The organism is Bifidobacterium bifidum ATCC 29521 = JCM 1255 = DSM 20456 (assembly GCF_001025135.1).
GTDB lineage: Bacteria > Actinomycetota > Actinomycetes > Actinomycetales > Bifidobacteriaceae > Bifidobacterium > Bifidobacterium bifidum.
The window spans coordinates 1,307,816-1,322,604 of the sequence record NZ_AP012323.1 but is presented as its reverse complement, the minus strand read 5'-3'; the positions used below and the strand labels follow the sequence as shown (position 1 = coordinate 1,322,604).

The window sequence follows — 14,789 nt, the reverse complement described above, 5'->3', positions numbered from 1 at the left end:
TGGCGCCTTATGGGATATTGTGGATGACAGTACGTGGTCGTTTCGGATGATGATGAGGTGTGCGATGGTCTGCGCTCGGCATGCAGTGGTGGTGACGCATTCGCGTCTGCGTGAAAGCGGCACGGTGGTGTCTGAGGCGGTCGACCGGCTGCGCAACGTCGGGTTCGAGGTGTCGATCATCGACAACGTCGAGGCGCCGCAGTTCGGCGGCGTGACCCACAAGGTCGACGAGGACACCGAGATCGTCGTGGTGCTTGGCGGCGACGGCACGATACTGCGGGCCGCTGAACTGGTGCATTGCACGCAGGTGCCGATTCTCGGCGTGAACATGGGTCATGTCGGTTTTCTGGCCGAATTCGAGAGTTTCCAGATGAGCGAGGCGATCCGGCGCGTCGCCGACCATGACTATTCGATTGACGAGCGCATGATCGCCCATGTAGATGTGTGGCTGCCGGGTGCGCATGAGCCGCTGCAGGACTGGGCGCTGAACGACATCACCTTGGAGCGCGCCGACCGTGGCAAGATGGTCGAGCTGTCGGTCCGGGTGGACGATGTGGAGATGAGTTCGTTCGGCTGTGACGGCGTCATCGTGTCGACGCCGACCGGATCCACCGCATACGCGTTCTCCGCGGGAGGGCCGATCATGTGGCCGAACGTCAAGGCGCTGCAGCTGGTGCCGCTGGCGGCGCATGCTCTGTTCGCCCGCCCGCTGATCATCGGCGCCGGCTCGACGTTCACTCTGGACATCCTCGACGATTCGTCGTCCGAAGGCTGGATCTGTTGCGACGGACGACGGCAGTGCGCCCTGCCGAAGGGGACCCGCGTCGAGGTGCGCGAGTCGAAGAGCACGTTGCGGCTGGCCCGGCTGTCCGGTGTGCCGTTCACGAACCGTCTGGTCACCAAATTCGATCTGCCGGTGGTCGGATGGCGCGAGCACGCGAGGAACGGTGGTTCCTCGGCGCAGCGCACGCGTGCAAGGGGTGCAGCGGACACGGCCGCGGTGCCTTCTTCCGGCGAGCAGGGGGCCGACCATGCTTGAGGAACTGGAAATTCATGACCTCGGCCCGATTCATCGTGCCCTGCTCACGCCGGCCGGGGGAATGACCGCGATCACCGGCGAGACCGGAGCGGGCAAGTCCATGCTGTTGAGCGCCATCCGGCTGATTTCCGGCGGACCGGCCAGCAGCGGGCGCGTGTCCCCGGGCGCTTCGGAGGCATGGGCGCAAGGCGTGTTCGCCGTGGATGACCGCGGCGGCGTGGCGCAGGAGGCCCGCGATGCCGGTGCCGTGCTGGAGGACGGGGAGTTGTACTTGTCGCGCACGGTGCCGGTGTCGGGCCGGTCCCGTGCCGTGCTGAACGGCAAGAGCGCCCCCCGCTCGGTCTTGGAATCACTGGCGTCGCAGTTGGTGACGATTCACGGGCAGGCCGACCAGTTGCGCATCGCCGCCGCATCCAGGCAGCGGGAGTTCCTTGACATGGTCGCCGGCGATGATGATCTGCTGGCGCGGTACCGTCATTCATGGGATGCTCTGCGCGATCTTGATGACCGTCTGGAACGGCTGCGCCATCAGGAGTCGTCCGCCAGACAGCGTGCGGACTATCTGCGCGAATCCATCCAGCGCATCAACCGCGCCGACCCCCAGCCCGGCGAGGACGAGGAGCTCAAAGGCCGTCGCGCCCGCATCGAGAACGCCGCCGATATCGCGCAGGGTGTCAGCCGGGCGCTTGCGGCGCTTGACGCCTCCCAGGTGGATGTCGACGCCGATTCATCGAGCGCGTCTGATCTGCTGAATCAGGCGATCTCCTCATTGCGCGACATCCGTGTCGACGGTGATTTCGGCGAATTGGCTGACCGTCTGGAATCCCTGAACGCGGATCTGTCGGATATCGTGTTCTCGCTGTCGCGTGAGCTTGACGGCGAGGAGAGCGTCGAGGATCTGGATGCCATCAACGCGCGCATCCACGAGCTGGGCGAGCTGACCCGGCGCTGGGGGCCGACGCTGCAGGACGTGATTGCATGGCGCGACAAGGCGACGTTCGAGGTCGAGGATCTGGACGCGTCTCCTGAGAAGGTCGCCCAGCTGCAGGACGAGCGCGAAGCCGCATTCGACCGGGCCCTGCAGGATGCCGGGGCGCTGAGCGAGGCGCGACGGGCCGCGGCGCAGTCGCTGGCCGCCACCGTCACCGACGAGCTGTCGTCGCTGGCCATGGCCGGGGCGCGGCTCGATATCCGCGTCACGGATCGCGGGGAAGAGGCGGTACTCGTATCCGATTCCGCCGGCGAGGCCTCGACATGGCCGCTGGACGCGAACGGCCGCGATGACATCGAATTCCTGTTCACGCCGTTCCCTGGATCCCCGCAGCTGCCGATGGGCAAAAGCGCTTCCGGCGGTGAGCTGAGCCGCCTGATGCTCGCATTGGAGCTCGCCGCCGCGGATCGGCGTTCGAGTGCGGCTCCCGCGGGCGAGGGCGGGCCGATGACGTTCATCTTCGACGAGGTCGACGCCGGTGTCGGCGGCAAGGCCGCAGTGGAGCTGGGGCGGCGTCTCGCCCGTCTCGCGCGGACCTCGCAGGTCATCGTTGTCACGCACCTGGCTCAGGTGGCCTCATGGGCGGACGCGCAGTTCGTCGTGACCAAGGGCGCCTCGGACGGCGGGCAGTCCGCGGTGACGACCACGGTCGCCGAGGTATGCGGCGACGCGCGCGCCCATGAGATCGCCCGGATGCTGTCCGGCAGCGAATCCGAGGCGTCGCTCGACCACGCGCGCGAGCTGTTGGCATCATCGTCGCTGACATAGCCGGGACGGCCAGCGCGCACATACGGACCGGATAACCGGCAATAGCGGAAGGAACATCATGGACGACAACCACGGCAAGGCGGCAATCTTCGATCTTGACGGAACGTTGCTGGATTCCATGGGCGTATGGGATCAGGTCGACATCGATTTCCTCGCCAAACGGGGCATCGAGGTCCCTGCCGACTACATGGGCAAGGTGGCGGCGATGCAGTTCCGGCAGATCGCCGAATACACGATCGCCCGATTTGGCCTGCCTGACACGCCCGAGGCGCTGATGCAGGAGTGGGATGACATGGCGCGCGTCGCCTATTCGACGGTGGTGGAGGCCAAGCCGCATGCGGTCGAATACCTGTCGTATCTCAGGCGGTCGGGTGCGAAGCTGGCCGTCGCCACGTCCCTGCCGCCGGCGTTGCGCGAGCCGGCGATGAAGCACGTCGGCATTTTCGACTATTTCGACCAGATTGTCAGCGTCGACGATGCGAACGATGTCGGCAAGGACCGTCCCGACGTGTTCCTTCTGGCCGCCGGCCGTCTGGGCGTGGTGCCGGAGCAGTGCACGGTGTTCGAGGATCTGCTGGTGGCGATGCGGTCCGCCAAGTCCGTCGGCATGCGGGTATGGGCGATCCATGATGATTCTTCTGACGGGGACTGGCCGGATATCTGCGGTCTCGCCGACGGCGTGCTGTTTGATTTCAGCGAGGCTCCGCGCAGTCTGTGAACCGACGCGCAACTGTTATGCTCTCGACCTTGACAGTTGTCCATAAGTGTTCTACTGTTATATGTAACAGTAGAACAGTAATCCGGCTGTGATACTGGAGACACATGGAAAGGGGCATAGATGAAACTGATCATCTCATCCGTGTCCGGAGAACCCATCTACGAGCAAATCAAGAACCAGATTCGCAGCGCCGTGATGAGCGGCGAGCTTGAGGCAGGGGAGGCCTTGCCCTCGCTGCGCAAACTCGCCAAGGAACTGCGCGTCTCCGTGCTCACCGTCACCAGGGCGTACAACGAACTGGCCGATGAGGGCGTGGTGCAGAACCTCCAGGGCAAAGGCACCTTCGTGATGGACAAGGGCAACGAGCTGATGCGACGTCAGCTCGAAACCCAGGTCCGCGAAAACCTGGCCGAGGCGATACGCGCGGCCAAAGCCGCCGACATCGCGCTGAGTGAACTGGGCCGCATGCTCGAAGACGAGTACCGCAAGCAGTGAGTGCCGGCATTGGCCGGCAACCTGCGAACACCGTGGCGTCGCTGTGATACGCGAGGCCACGGGACGAGAGAGTTTCCCAAAAAAGGACCATAGCCATGACCACCATATCCGAACCCGACACGATGGCCCTTGCGGTCACCGGCGTCACCAAGCACTACGACTCCGGCTTCGTGCTGGACGACGTGACCTTCGACCTGCCCAAGGGCTACATCATGGGGCTGATCGGCCCGAACGGCGCCGGAAAATCCACGCTGATCAAGCTGATCCTCAACATGATCCGACGGGACCACGGCAGCATCCAGGTGCTCGGCCTCGACAACATCATTGACGAGGAGGCCGTCAAGGAACGGCTGGGCGTCGTGTTCGACTCCAGCTACCTGTACGAACAGTGGAAGGTCTCGAAGGTCGAGCGCATCGTCGCCCCGCTCTACCCGGCATGGAACGGGGATCGGTATCGGCGGTACCTGGACGATTTCGGTCTCGGGGGAGCTCAGAACGGCAAGAAGAAGATCAAGGACCTTTCGAGGGGCATGCAGATGAAGCTGATGCTCGCCATCGCGTTGAGCCATGACGCCAAACTGCTCATCCTCGACGAGCCGACCAGCGGACTCGACGTGCTCGCCCGCGACGAACTCATGGACATGCTGCACGCCTACATCGAGGACGGCGAGCATTCGGTGCTGTTCAGCACCCATATCACCGTCGACCTCGAACGTGCGGCCGACTTCATCACCTACATCACTGGTGGAAGGCTCTACTACACCGGGCCGAAGGACGAATTCGAGGAATCGTTCCGTATAGTCAAGGGCGGGCCGGGCGAGTTGGCCCAGCTGCCTGCCGGCGTGGTGCTTGGCTCGCACACATACCAGACCGGTTTCGATGCGCTGGTGCGCTCCGACAGCCTCGGCACCGTCAGCGCAGCCGTTGCCGATATCGTCGTCGAGCCGGCCTCCATCGACGATATCATCCGCCTGACCAACGCCCGTGATTCCGTCGCGTCTTCGCCCGAGGCCGCGTCTGCACTCAAGGAGGTCGGCCATGGGAACGTTGACTGAGACCGTGCCATCCCGTGCCGTGCAGGCACGGCGGGGAAATCGTGGGCTGGCGACCGCATTGCATCTGGACCTGGCGTATCTGCTGGGCGACGGCGCCATGCAATCATTCGCCTCGGTGCTGCTCGCACCGGTGTTTTCGATCATGTTCAACGGCGGGGCGTTCGTCGACGGCTTCGGTTTCCGGTTGGGCGTCGTCATGGCGGTGTTCTCGCCCGCCATGATGGTGCTGACCGTGCCGCTCATCGACATGCAGAGCGGGTACCGGCTGCGCGGGTTGGCGCCCGCATCGCGGCGGAACCAGATGGCCTCGCGGTACTTGATGGGACTGGCTCTGGCCGTGTACGGGGCCGTGGTGATTGCATTGATCGATGGGGTGCAGCCGCTTGTCCGCCGTGATTGGTCATTCACGGGCAATCTGTGGGTGGCCGGCGTGGGCGGTCTGGCCATCGTGCTGATTATTGCGGTGATCATGCCCGTTTCCTGTTTGTGGGACAAGATCATCGGACTGCAGATCACGGTGTGGGTGTTCTATGTCGTCACGTTGATCGGGGCGTTCATCCCGTCAGTCCTCCCCGTATCGATGATCGCCAAGGTGATGGGCGTGGTGGACGCCGTCGTCTCGCATCGTTTCTGGCTGTCCGCGATGCTGGTCGCGGTCTCCGCCGCGGCGTATGCGGTCTCGTATGCGATCGCCGTGCGCGTGTACAAGGCAAAGGAGTGGTGAGATGCGCTGGAGTTCCGTAGTGAGGCAGTGCAGGTTCGATTGCGTGCGAGTGGATTTGTTCGGGTTGTCCAACATGCTGTTCATGTTGCTGTTTCCCGTGCTGTCCTGCGTGGCCGCGCTGGTGCTGACCGTGACCGGCGCACCCGGACAGGTCGCCGTCAGCGTCTACGGCGGCGTATGCGGCATGGCTGCGGTGATGTCGTGGATGTCCGCCTTGAGCGTGAATGTTGCGGAGGAGAGCGGCGGTCATCGGGCCATGAACGGGATGATTCCCATCGCCCGTACGTCGCAGGTGGCCGGACGGTTCCTGTTTCTGCTGGTGACCTGCGCGATGTGGACCGTGGACGTGATGGCATGCAGCGTCTTCTTCGCCTTCGGCGACATGATGGATTCCGGCTGGGCCGGTGCCATGATACCGAGCGCCGTCATCGTCGCGTTCTCCCTGATCGTCGGATCGATTCTGATGGCGTTTTCGTACCGGTTCACGTTCCGGGCGATGATGCGGATATTCGTTGTGGTCATAGTCGGGCTGTATGCACTCGTCGCGTTGCTGTCCAGATTGCCGTTTGATTGGCAGGGCTTGCTGCAAGGCGTCGCGGATTTCATGAGCGTATGGTGGCGTGCCGCTCTGATTGCCGTCGTGCTGTGCGTGGGCGTCTACTGCATCTCCGCCGCTCTGGCCATCCGCTTCTACCGCGCCAAAGAGCTGTAAGCCCCTTTATGCCCCTGCTGGCGGGCTGAGCTGTTACAGCGCTTGGGCGGCCTTTTCGACGTAATCCTCCATGCCGTCGATGGGCACGACGTCCTTGAAACGTACATCGGCGGTCTCAAGTCCATGCAGGGCGGCCGGAGCGGTGGTGCCGGTCTCGCGAGACAGCACATCCATGCATTCGAAATCGGTGCCGTCGGCATCCAGGCCCAGTGCCTCGTTGACCACGCGCGGGAACTTGTAGGGGCTCGCAGTCGACAGGATCACGCGCGGGGTCAACGGGTCGCGCGGCATTTGCTGAGCCACGAAGTACGCGCACGCCGTGTGCGGGTCGATCACGTAGCGGTTCTTCTTCCAGCAGTCGGCGATCATCTCACGCACCTGGTCCTCGTCGGCCCAGCCGCAGCCGAACAGATGGCGGATCTTCGCGAGCAGCGGCTCCGGAACCTCGTACGTGCCCCACTGGCTGAGGTCATTCATCAGCATGGAGATCAGACGGGTGTCGCCCTCGGACATGTAGTACAGCATGCGCTCCAGGTTCGAGGAGATGAGGATGTCCATCGACGGGCTGATCGTCTGGAAGAACGGACGCTGACGGTTGTACGTGCCGGTGGTCAGGAAGTCGAACAGCACGTTGTTCTTGTCGGAGGCGACCACGAGGTGCTTGACCGGCAGACCGAGCATCTTCGCGTAGTAGCCGGCGAGGATGTCGCCGAAGTTGCCGGTCGGAACGACGAACTCGACCTCGTCGCCCACGTTGATGACTTGGTTCTCCAGCAGCTGCGCGTAAGCGGAGAAGTAGTAGACGACCTGCGGTACGAGACGGCCCACGTTGATGGAGTTCGCAGAGGAGAGCACGACGTGCGAGTCGGCGGCGAGCTTCGCGGCGAGCTCCTTGTCGCCGAAGATGCGCTTGACGGCGGACTGCGCGTCGTCGAAGTTGCCCTCGACCGCGCACACGTTCACGTTCGCGCCGGCCTGCGTGCTCATCTGCAGCTCCTGAACCTGGCTCACCTTGCCCTGCGGGTAGAAGACGGTGATCGCGGTGCCGGGCGCGTCTGCGAATCCGGCCAGCGCGGCCTTGCCGGTGTCGCCGGATGTGGCGGTCAGGATCATGATCTTCTCGTCGGTGTCGCCGTCCGCCGGCGTCGTGTGCGCCATGAAACGGGGGAGGATCTGCAGCGCAACGTCCTTGAACGCGGAGGTCGGGCCGTTGAACAGTTCGAGGATGTAGTCGTCGCCGAGCGGCTTCAGGGGCGTGATGCGCCTGTCGGACCACTGCTCGCCGTAAGCGTCGGCGATGCACTGCGCGAGCTCGGCCTCGGTGAAGTCCGGCAGCAGCGCACCGAGCACCTCGGCGGCGATCTGCTGATACGGCTTGCCTGTCAGGGAAGCGATGTCCACCTTCGTCTCGCCCAGGGAATCGGTCACGAACAGGCCGCCGTCGTCGGCGATGCCCTTGCGGATGGCCTGCTTGGAGGTAAGTGAGTCGGTGGTGCTGCGCGTGCTGTGGAACGTGGTCACTGGTAATCCTTGCGTTGCTGCTGAATGGGATGAAGTTCGGCTCAAGTCTACCGTCAGGCGTGGGCATGGCGGCGGCGGGTACCGCATACTGGCATGGACCCCGGCGTGCGTCGCGGCCGCAGGACACGTGCCCCCATATTGACATGATGACACGAATGCCCCGCAAAGCTCGCAATCTGCGTTATTCTGGGCTTTATGACGAAAGATGAATTGAACGGCGAGGTGTTCTCCGGCGTCTGCGCGAAAGCCGACGCCGCCGCACGCGCCCAATCTGATCTGGCGCAGGCCGACACCCAGGTGAAAAACGCCCTGCTGCACGCGATCGCCGATGCGCTGGACGCCGATGCCTCGACCATTGCCGCCGCCAACGGGCAGGACATGCAGGCCGCAGCCGCTCGCGGCATGGACGCCGGGAAGCTCGACCGTCTCCGGTTCGACGAGCCGCGCATCGCCGCCAGCGCCGAAGGCGTTCGCCACGTGGCCTCGCTGCCCGATCCGGTCGGCGAGATCGAGCGCGGATACACGCTGGAGAACGGGCTGCGGCTCAATCAGGTGCACGTGCCCATCGGCGTTATCGGCATGATCTACGAAGCCCGGCCGAACGTGACCGTGGATGTGGCCAGCCTGTGCCTCAAATCCGGCAACGCCGCCATACTGCGCGGAGGGCACGACGCAGAGCGCACGAACGCGGCGACACTGGCGGTGATCCACGACGTGCTCGTCGCGAACGGATTCGACCCGTCGCTGATCGACACCGTCGATGAATACGGACGCGAGGGCGCCACGGCGATGATGGAGGCACGCGGCCACATCGACGTGCTGATCCCGCGCGGCGGAGCCGGACTCATCCAGGCCGTCGTACGCAATTCCAAAGTGCCGGTCATCGAGACCGGAGCCGGCAACGTCCATATCTATGTCGACCGCAGCGGCGACCTCGACAAGGCGATCCCCATCATCATCAACGCGAAGACGCAGCGCGTCGGCGTATGCAACGCCGCCGAAAAGCTGCTGGTCCACCGTGACGTGGCCGAACGGTTCCTGCCGGCCGCGGCGAAGGCGCTCGCCGACAAGGGTGTCGAGCTGCACGCCGACGAGCGGGCGTTCGCCATCATCGAGGCGGCCGGCATCCCAAGCCTCGCCATGAAGCACGCCACGGACCAGGATTGGGACACCGAATATCTGGCGCTCACCATGGGGGTCAAGATCGTCGATTCGCTCGACGAGGCCATCGACAGCATCAACATGCATTCCACCGGCCACACCGAGTCGATCATCTCCGAGGACTACTCCGCGATAGAAACGTTCGCCAAGCGCATCGACTCGGCCGTCGTCATGGTCAACGCCTCCACCCGTTTCACCGACGGAGGGGTGTTCGGCTTCGGCGCGGAGCTCGGCATCTCCACGCAGAAGATGCACGCCCGCGGCCCGATGGGACTCAAAGAGATGACCACCACGAAATGGATCGGCTACGGAACGGGGCAGGTGCGAGCATGAGCGAGGAACGACCGGTGATTTCCACCATCCGGGACGATATCGATCTCAACGACCAGACATTGGGCCTGAAGATTGCCGCGGAACGGCTCAGCATCGTCCGCTACGTGTTCCTGGTGCAGATCGAGGATGGCATCGCCTCGGCCAGCCAGCGGGCATCGCTGGAATATGCCGACGCCGTGCTCATCGGCTGGCCGGAGACCGACTCCCCGGAAGTCGTGGAACTGGACGCGGCGAAGCTGAAGACGGTGCGCGAACAGATGGGCATGATGGAGCAGTACATCCGCCGCTTCAGCGCCATGGAACGCAAGGGCGACATCGACGGCATGACCGACACGCTGATCCGTATCACCGAGCGCGTCGCCGAAGTGCGCAGGTTGTACCAGCCCGGCTTCCCCCTGCCCACGTTCGCCGAGATCCGCCGCGTCGTGCAGGACGAATGGGACGAGGACATGGGCAAGATCGACCCGCAGGAGGCCAACACCACCGCGGACCAGGGCAAGCGCGAGACGGACGAGGCGGACAGCCAGCCGGAGGTCTCGGAGGCATGACGACGCGAAGGCCGCCGCAGGAGGCAAGCCCATTGGCCGCAGAAGCCGACCCCTCGCCCGAAATCCAATATCTCGTTGAGCCGGAGCGCCGCATGTCGGACCTGTCATCTGAAAAACCGGACGGAGCCAAGCGGTTCTCCACGCGCGGCAACTGGCACATGCGCCCGCGCGTCGGCATCATGGGCGGAACCTTCGACCCGATCCACAACGGCCACTTGGTCGCCGCCTCGGAGGTGGCCTGGGTGTATGACCTCGACGAGGTGATTTTCGTGCCGACCGGCCGGCCGGTCTTCAAGCTCGACAAGCAGGTCACCAACGCCGAGGACCGTTATCTGATGACGGTGATCGCCACCGCGTCGAACCCGAAATTCACCGTGTCCCGCGTCGACATCGACCGGCCGGGCGTCACCTACACCATCGATACGTTGCGCGACCTGCGCTCGCAGCATCCCGACGCCGAGCTGTTCTTCATCACCGGTGCCGACGCGGTGGCGGAGATCATGGAGTGGAAGGACGCCGAACAGATGTGGGATCTGGCGCATTTCGTAGCGGTCACACGGCCCGGCTACTCGTCGCCACAGGGGGTGCGGCTGCCCGACGGCAAGGTGGACACGCTGGAGATCCCGGCGCTGGCCATATCCTCCACCGATGTGCGCCGGCGCGCGACGCACGGCGAGCCGGTATGGTACCTCGTCCCTGACGGTGTCGTGCAGTACATCGGCAAGCACGGCCTGTACCGCAGGCGTTCCGGCTGACCGGGACACGCCGGCGAGTCGTGCCGGGAACGCTAACGGAACATGAACCGGGGCTGGCCTGCATGTGACATGCGGTCGGTGTGCACGGTTACTATGACATTGTCCACTTCAGCGAAACACAAACGTTTGGAGACATGGTGAGTGCAATCCTCGAAGGAAAGCCCGATAAAAACCTCATCCTCGTGACCGGCCGTACGCATCCGAAGCTTGCCTCGGACGTCGCCGAACAGCTTGGCATCGACATACTGGAGACCACCGCATACGATTTCGCCAACGGCGAGATGTACGTGCGCTACACCGAATCGGTGCGCGGCGCGGACGTGTTCGTGCTGCAGACCCACGCGGATCTGGTCAACAAGTCGATAATGGAACAGCTCATCATGATCGATGCGTTGAAGCGTGCCTCCGCGCGTTCCATCACCGCGGTATGCCCGCTGCTGGGCTACTCCCGTCAGGACAAGAAGCATCGCGGACGCGAGCCCATCTCCTGCCGTCTGATCTTCGACCTGCTCAAGACCGCCGGTGCCGACCGCATCATGAGCGTCGACCTGCACGCCGCGCAGTCCCAGGGCTTCTTCGACGGCCCGGTCGACCACCTGATCGCTATGCCGGTGCTGGTGGACTACATCCGCGATCGGTTCTCCAACGAGCTGGGCAATGTCGCGGTCGTCTCCCCGGATGCCGGCCGCATCCGCGTGGCCGAGCAGTGGGCGCAACGCCTCGGCGGCGGCCCGCTCGCCTTCGTGCACAAGACGCGTGACATCACGCGCCCGAACAAGGCGGTCGCCAACCGTGTGGTCGGCGATGTCAAGGGCAAGGACTGCGTGCTCGTCGACGACCTGATCGACACCGCCGGCACCATCGCCGGAGCCTGCCACGTGCTGCGTGACGCGGGCGCCAAGTCCGTGACCGTGGTCGCTACGCACGGCGTGCTGTCCGGTCCGGCCGTGGACCGTCTCAAGAACTGCGGCGCCAGCGAGATCGTGCTCACCGACACGGTGCCGATTCCCGAAGAGAAGCGCTGGGACGGCCTGACCGTGCTGTCGATCGCGCCTCTGCTCGCCAGCGCCATCCGCGCGGTGTTCGAGGACGGTTCCGTCGCGGAGCTCTTCGACACGTACCCCGAGCACCACGGGCAGGGCTTCCTGTTCGCATGAGCTTCGATTTGACGAAGTCGCGAGGTATGGCATAATAAAAACTTGGCGGGTTCACCGCCATTCCCCCATGGTGTAATGGCAGCACACGGGTCTTTGGAACCCTTTGTCTTGGTTCGAGTCCAGGTGGGGGAACTTTCGCGCCCGGTTCCGCGGCAATCCGCGGCCGGGCAGCAATCCTGCAGTCGGCAGAGAACTGGAGTCGCACAGAAATGGCACTATCCGCCGCAATCATCCTCGCCGCAGGTGAGGGAACACGCATGCGTTCGTCCAAGCCGAAGGTCCTGCACGAATTCGCGGGTAAGACCTTCCTCCAGCGCGTCATGACATCAGTCGGACATCTGGAGCCCGAGACGCTGGCCGTCGTCGTGCACTATCAGGCCGACCGCGTCTCCGAGGCGGCACGGTCCTACGATGCGAACGTCGACATCGTCAACCAGGACGACATCCCCGGCACCGGCCGCGCGGTCCAGTGCGCGATGGCGCAGCTGACCCAGGAACGCAACCTGCATGGCTCGGTGCTGATCGCCGCGTCCGACATGCCACTGCTCGACTCCGTCACGTTGAAGAAGCTCGTGGCGTTCCACGAGCAGAGCGGCGACGGCGCCACCGTGCTGACCACGATCCTCGACAACCCGACCGGATACGGCCGCATCATCCGCGACCGTGACGGCCACGTGCTGCGCATCGTCGAGCAGAAGGACGCCAACCGGAGCGAACTCGCGGTGCAGGAGGTGAACACGTCCGTGTACGTGTTCGACGCCGACCTGCTTGCCGAGGCCATCGCGAACCTCGACAACCACAACGCGCAGGGCGAGTTCTATCTCACCGACGCGCTGGAGACCGCGAAGACGCGCGGCACGGTCGGGGCGTTCGCCGCGCCCGACCCGCTGAGCGTCGAAGGCGTGAACGACCGCCTGCAGCTCGCCGCGCTGTCGAAGGCGCACAACCGTCGCGTATGCGAGCACTGGATGCTCAACGGCGTGACGATCCTCGACCCCGACACCACGTGGATCGAAGACGACGTCGAACTCGCGCAGGACGTGACCGTGCTGCCCGGATCGTTCCTCAAAGGCCACACCGTGATCGGTCAGAACGCGGTCGTGGGCCCATACACAACGTTGATCGACGCGACCGTGGACGCCGAGGCCGTCGTCGAACGCTCCCGCGTGCAGGGCTCGCATATCGGGCGTGCCGCGAACATCGGCCCGTGGACCTACATGCGGCCGGGCAACGAGCTGGGCGAGGAGACCAAGGCCGGCGCGTTCGTCGAGATGAAGAAGGCGCACATCGGCAACGGCACCAAGGTGCCGCATCTGAGTTATGTGGGCGACGCCGAACTCGGCGAGCACACCAACATCGGCGGTGGCACGATCACCGCCAACTATGACGGCGTGCACAAGAACCGCACGCACATCGGCTCGAACGTGCACGTCGGCGCCGGCAACCTGTTCGTCGCGCCGGTTGAGGTCGGCGACGGCGTCACCACCGGTGCCGGTTCGGTCGTCCGCCACGCCGTGCCGGACGATTCGATGGTCTATTCCGAAAACACACAACACATCGTCGAGGGCTGGAAGCCCGCTTGGGAGCGTTGATCCAGTGACAGCAGTCCAGAGTTCCATTGATGCCGTGCGCGTCGCCGCAGTCGCGGCCGACCGCATGAAAGCCGCCGACATCGAGGCGTTCGATGTCAGCGACCTGCTCGCCATCACCGACATCATGATGGTCGCCACCGCCATGAACGAGCGCCAGGTGATCGGCGTCGCGGAAGAGGTCGAGAAGGACGTGTACCTCAAGTGCGGGCATCTGTCCCCGCGCTCGCGCGAAGGCGTCGACGAAGGACAGTGGGTGCTGCTGGACTACGGCGATTTCATCATCCACATCATGCATCAGGACGCGCGAGAGTACTATCGCCTCGAACGGCTGTGGCGTGACTGCCCCGTCGTCGAGCTGCCTCTCGAACACCCCGAGACGACGGGCGACGAATCCGCCGACAACGGCAGTGACGGTGACGATGCCGGCGAAGCTGATGAGTGACGTCTCCTCGCCGCAGGCGATGCCGGAGCACGTCCGCTCCATCACGCTGATACGGCATGGGCGCACCTCATACAACGCCCGGCATTGCTTCCAGGGGCAGATTGACATCCCCTTGGATGAGATCGGCGAATGGCAGGTCAGGCAGACCGCGCAGGCACTGCGCTCCCTATACGTCGAATCGCACCCGGAACGCCGGCAGCTCGTCGTGGCATCCGACCTGAGTCGTGCCATGGCCACGGCGCACGCCTTCGCCGACCCGCTCGGACTGGTCGTGCACCCCGATGCCCGCGTGCGGGAGCGCAACTTCGGCGAATGGGAAGGCAAGGAGCTGGCCGAACTGGAGCGCGAATGCCCTGAGGACTACCGTGCATGGGCGGAATATCGCGGCGGCGAACTGCGGCATGGTGCCGAGACGAAGGCCGCCGTCGGCGAGCGAGGCCGCGCGGCATTGGAGGAATGGTCGTTCAGCGCCGGAGCCGACACGGATCTGTACGTGTTCTCGCATGGCTCATGGATCGCGCAGACCGTGCAGACCGTGCTGGGATTGGGGGCTATCCACCCCGATTTCGCCGACGTGGTCAGCATGGCCAACGCGCACTGGGTGCGGTTCGTCGCAGCCGACATGCCCGACGGCACGTTGCGGTGGCGGCTCGTCGACTACAATCATGGTCCGGCGCTCGCCGACACCGACCAGTGGGAGCATCCGGCCCTATAGCAGGCTCCTGATGCTGCGTTCTCCCCGTCCGTCCCTCTATCCGCCGTTCCCTGTACGCTGGCA

The 14,789-nt window shown here is 64.5% G+C and carries 15 protein-coding genes and 1 tRNA gene; 15 read left to right on the top strand and 1 reads right to left on the bottom strand.

Going from position 1 to position 14,789, the window contains the following annotated elements; genetic code table 11:
- Window positions 1-64 precede the first annotated feature (64 nt).
- The 7 genes from BBBF_RS05620 (at window position 65) to BBBF_RS05590 (ending at window position 6,502) form a co-directional block, all read left to right on the top strand.
- A complete protein-coding gene (locus BBBF_RS05620; protein ID WP_014760319.1) occupies window positions 65-1,039 on the top strand; it encodes an NAD kinase in 975 nt (324 codons plus the stop codon).
- Complete coding sequence (gene recN / locus BBBF_RS05615; RefSeq protein ID WP_021648511.1) at window positions 1,032-2,798, top strand: DNA repair protein RecN; 1,767 nt, start codon at window positions 1,032-1,034, stop codon at window positions 2,796-2,798. Before BBBF_RS05620 ends, recN begins: the two co-directional genes overlap by 8 nt.
- 58 nt (window positions 2,799-2,856) lie before the next feature.
- Entirely contained in the window at window positions 2,857-3,516 is a 660-nt protein-coding gene (locus BBBF_RS05610; protein ID WP_014760317.1) for an HAD family hydrolase, read from the top strand.
- Between the two features lie 120 nt (window positions 3,517-3,636).
- Window positions 3,637-4,011 (top strand): GntR family transcriptional regulator, encoded by a 375-nt coding sequence (locus BBBF_RS05605; RefSeq protein WP_003813473.1) that lies wholly within the window; start codon window positions 3,637-3,639, stop codon window positions 4,009-4,011.
- A gap of 95 nt (window positions 4,012-4,106) precedes the next feature.
- Window positions 4,107-5,066: an ABC transporter ATP-binding protein gene (locus BBBF_RS05600; RefSeq protein ID WP_014760316.1), complete on the top strand. Its 960-nt coding sequence runs from the start codon at window positions 4,107-4,109 to the stop codon at window positions 5,064-5,066.
- Entirely contained in the window at window positions 5,050-5,790 is a 741-nt protein-coding gene (locus BBBF_RS05595) for an ABC-2 transporter permease (RefSeq protein WP_017143445.1), read from the top strand. The genes BBBF_RS05600 and BBBF_RS05595 overlap by 17 nt, the downstream gene beginning before the upstream one ends.
- 1 nt (window position 5,791) lies before the next feature.
- Entirely contained in the window at window positions 5,792-6,502 is a 711-nt protein-coding gene (locus BBBF_RS05590; RefSeq protein ID WP_014760314.1) for an ABC-2 transporter permease, read from the top strand.
- Window positions 6,503-6,535: 33 nt separating this feature from the next.
- Here the strand turns inward: BBBF_RS05590 and thrC are convergent, their stop codons facing one another.
- Window positions 6,536-8,023 carry a threonine synthase gene (gene thrC / locus BBBF_RS05585; RefSeq protein ID WP_021648510.1) on the bottom strand — a complete coding sequence of 496 codons (1,488 nt, stop codon included), beginning with the start codon at window positions 8,021-8,023 and terminating at the stop codon, window positions 6,536-6,538.
- Window positions 8,024-8,218: 195 nt separating this feature from the next.
- On the opposite strand from thrC, the gene BBBF_RS05580 reads away from it, so the two are divergent.
- From BBBF_RS05580 to BBBF_RS05545, 8 genes are all read left to right on the top strand, one after another.
- Complete coding sequence (locus BBBF_RS05580; RefSeq protein ID WP_021648509.1) at window positions 8,219-9,517, top strand: glutamate-5-semialdehyde dehydrogenase; 1,299 nt, start codon at window positions 8,219-8,221, stop codon at window positions 9,515-9,517.
- Window positions 9,514-10,065: a hypothetical protein gene (locus BBBF_RS05575; RefSeq protein WP_021648508.1), complete on the top strand. Its 552-nt coding sequence runs from the start codon at window positions 9,514-9,516 to the stop codon at window positions 10,063-10,065. Before BBBF_RS05580 ends, BBBF_RS05575 begins: the two co-directional genes overlap by 4 nt.
- Before the next feature lie 92 nt (window positions 10,066-10,157).
- Window positions 10,158-10,820, top strand: coding sequence for a nicotinate-nucleotide adenylyltransferase (gene nadD / locus BBBF_RS05570; protein WP_229029705.1), 663 nt, complete (start codon window positions 10,158-10,160; stop codon window positions 10,818-10,820).
- Between the two features lie 134 nt (window positions 10,821-10,954).
- Complete coding sequence (locus BBBF_RS05565) at window positions 10,955-11,977, top strand: ribose-phosphate diphosphokinase (RefSeq protein WP_013390004.1); 1,023 nt, start codon at window positions 10,955-10,957, stop codon at window positions 11,975-11,977.
- A 61-nt stretch (window positions 11,978-12,038) separates the two neighbouring features.
- Window positions 12,039-12,109 (top strand) — tRNA-Gln (locus tag BBBF_RS05560).
- A gap of 77 nt (window positions 12,110-12,186) precedes the next feature.
- On the top strand, window positions 12,187-13,569 hold the full coding sequence (glmU, locus tag BBBF_RS05555; protein ID WP_021648505.1) for a bifunctional UDP-N-acetylglucosamine diphosphorylase/glucosamine-1-phosphate N-acetyltransferase GlmU: 1,383 nt from the start codon (window positions 12,187-12,189) through the stop codon (window positions 13,567-13,569).
- Between the two features lie 4 nt (window positions 13,570-13,573).
- Window positions 13,574-14,011: a ribosome silencing factor gene (gene rsfS, locus BBBF_RS05550; protein ID WP_003821338.1), complete on the top strand. Its 438-nt coding sequence runs from the start codon at window positions 13,574-13,576 to the stop codon at window positions 14,009-14,011.
- Window positions 14,012-14,030: 19 nt separating this feature from the next.
- On the top strand, window positions 14,031-14,726 hold the full coding sequence (locus BBBF_RS05545) for a histidine phosphatase family protein (RefSeq protein ID WP_003818120.1): 696 nt from the start codon (window positions 14,031-14,033) through the stop codon (window positions 14,724-14,726).
- Window positions 14,727-14,789 lie beyond the last annotated feature (63 nt).

Coding starts and splice junctions, on each gene's coding strand:
- BBBF_RS05620 (WP_014760319.1), top strand. CDS start 65: ATGGTCTGCGCTCGGCATGCAGTGGTGGTGACGCATTCGCGTCTGCGT.
- recN (WP_021648511.1), top strand. CDS start 1,032: ATGCTTGAGGAACTGGAAATTCATGACCTCGGCCCGATTCATCGTGCC.
- BBBF_RS05610 (WP_014760317.1), top strand. CDS start 2,857: ATGGACGACAACCACGGCAAGGCGGCAATCTTCGATCTTGACGGAACG.
- BBBF_RS05605 (WP_003813473.1), top strand. CDS start 3,637: ATGAAACTGATCATCTCATCCGTGTCCGGAGAACCCATCTACGAGCAA.
- BBBF_RS05600 (WP_014760316.1), top strand. CDS start 4,107: ATGACCACCATATCCGAACCCGACACGATGGCCCTTGCGGTCACCGGC.
- BBBF_RS05595 (WP_017143445.1), top strand. CDS start 5,050: ATGGGAACGTTGACTGAGACCGTGCCATCCCGTGCCGTGCAGGCACGG.
- BBBF_RS05590 (WP_014760314.1), top strand. CDS start 5,792: ATGCGCTGGAGTTCCGTAGTGAGGCAGTGCAGGTTCGATTGCGTGCGA.
- BBBF_RS05580 (WP_021648509.1), top strand. CDS start 8,219: ATGACGAAAGATGAATTGAACGGCGAGGTGTTCTCCGGCGTCTGCGCG.
- BBBF_RS05575 (WP_021648508.1), top strand. CDS start 9,514: ATGAGCGAGGAACGACCGGTGATTTCCACCATCCGGGACGATATCGAT.
- nadD (WP_229029705.1), top strand. CDS start 10,158: ATGTCGGACCTGTCATCTGAAAAACCGGACGGAGCCAAGCGGTTCTCC.
- BBBF_RS05565 (WP_013390004.1), top strand. CDS start 10,955: ATGGTGAGTGCAATCCTCGAAGGAAAGCCCGATAAAAACCTCATCCTC.
- glmU (WP_021648505.1), top strand. CDS start 12,187: ATGGCACTATCCGCCGCAATCATCCTCGCCGCAGGTGAGGGAACACGC.
- BBBF_RS05545 (WP_003818120.1), top strand. CDS start 14,031: ATGCCGGAGCACGTCCGCTCCATCACGCTGATACGGCATGGGCGCACC.